Here is a 1,507-nt window from a genome sequence, read left to right as displayed (position 1 = left end):
TCCTGTAAAACCGCCGACCTGGGAAATTGAAGATGAAAAGGGATCGATTTCAGTTGGTACGAATGACAGTAATGTATTAAATGGTACGGCTGGTAATGATGTCATTGTGGGGGATATTGGTGGTCTACATACATTTACCGAAGCTGGCCAAAACTATAATGTCGCAATGTTGATTGATTTATCTGGAAGTATGGCGGATCTGATTAAACATAATGGTAAAGATGTTTCTCATGCAGAGATGGTTCAAGATGTACTGAATTATTTTAGTAATGTTTTATCTAAGCATGATGGAAATATAAATCTAAAAATAATGACTTTTAGTTCAAAAGGTTATGAAGGGAATCGAAAATCGTTTGAGATCTCGGCATCAGATTTAAAAAATTCATTAAAAACGGCAGAATTAGAGCAATGGATTGAAAAAAATATCGTCGCTTTTTATAAAGCTGCATCATTTTTAAGGCCTGAGCAAACTTCGGGTGGAACTGATTATGGTGAAGCATTTGATCAAGCAGTAACGTGGTTTAACTCGCTTGCGGCTGAAGGTAATTTTTATGAAAACCAAACGTATTTTATTACTGATGGCGAACCACAAACCGATGATGGTCGAGATACCAATAGTTTATTTAAGCAACTAGATCAATTATCTAAAGTTTTTGCTGCGGGGATTCTTAACCCTAAAGTCACTACTTTGACCAAATATGATAATACTGATGCTAATGGTGCAAAAGTGACTGCGGGTCAAGGAGAAGCTCAAGTTTTACAAAATCCTGATGAGCTAATGTCTTATCTAATTAATGGTCAAATAAAGTCTGAAATGCATAATGTTGGTCCTGATGTAATTTATGCAGGGGATGGTCATGACATTATTTTTGCAGACACGATTAATACCGATCATTTACAGTGGGATGAACGCGTTGCACCTCAAGGGTCTGGTTATGCAGTACTAGAGGAATATCTAAAAAGTACCCTGAAAGCGGGTGACTCTCTAAGCTATGATGTTATTTATAATTATTTGAGTACTGAATTTAGGTCATTTATTCATAATAACGATACCCATGGTGCGAATGACGTAAGCGTCCGCTGAACCCCATGCCTATTTTTTAATTTGAGTTGGATTTCCAGCGATGTGGTAGTAATTCTTCTATTTGGGTCGCTTTATGCGTCGGCAGCCTTTTCAGCACATCACTGAGATAGGCATACGGATCCAACCCATTCAGCTTTGCTGACTGGATTAAAGTCATGATATTTGCCGCTCGCTGTCCACTGCGCAGCGAACCTGCAAACAACCAGTTCTTACGGCCCAATGCCCAGGGACGCATTGAGTTCTCTGCCCAGTTATTGTCAATGGGTAGATTGCCATCATCCAGATAGCGGCTTAAGGCTGGCCAACGCTTCAGACTGTAATTGATGGCCTTGGCGGTTGGAGAACTCGATGGCACCGTCAGATAATGTTGGTTGAGCCATTCATACAGTTGTTGCATCACCGGTTGGCTGTGCTGTTGTCGGT

2 protein-coding genes are annotated in these 1,507 nt (G+C 40.1%); one reads left to right on the top strand and one right to left on the bottom strand.

Annotated features, from left to right (window positions below; genetic code table 11):
* Positions 1-1,084, top strand: a 1,084-nt coding sequence (locus FTV09_RS07140; protein WP_180057551.1) for a vWA domain-containing protein, incomplete at its 5' end; no start/stop codon positions are given.
* Positions 1,085-1,100: 16 nt separating this feature from the next.
* Here FTV09_RS07140 and FTV09_RS07135 read toward each other — a convergent pair.
* A partial coding sequence (locus FTV09_RS07135) for a transposase (protein ID WP_180057547.1) occupies positions 1,101-1,507 on the bottom strand: 407 nt, incomplete at its 5' end.

It is taken from the genome of Acinetobacter sp. YH12227, assembly GCF_013417785.1.
Lineage (GTDB): Bacteria > Pseudomonadota > Gammaproteobacteria > Pseudomonadales > Moraxellaceae > Acinetobacter > Acinetobacter gandensis.
This window is presented reverse-complemented; position numbering and strand designations above follow the sequence as displayed.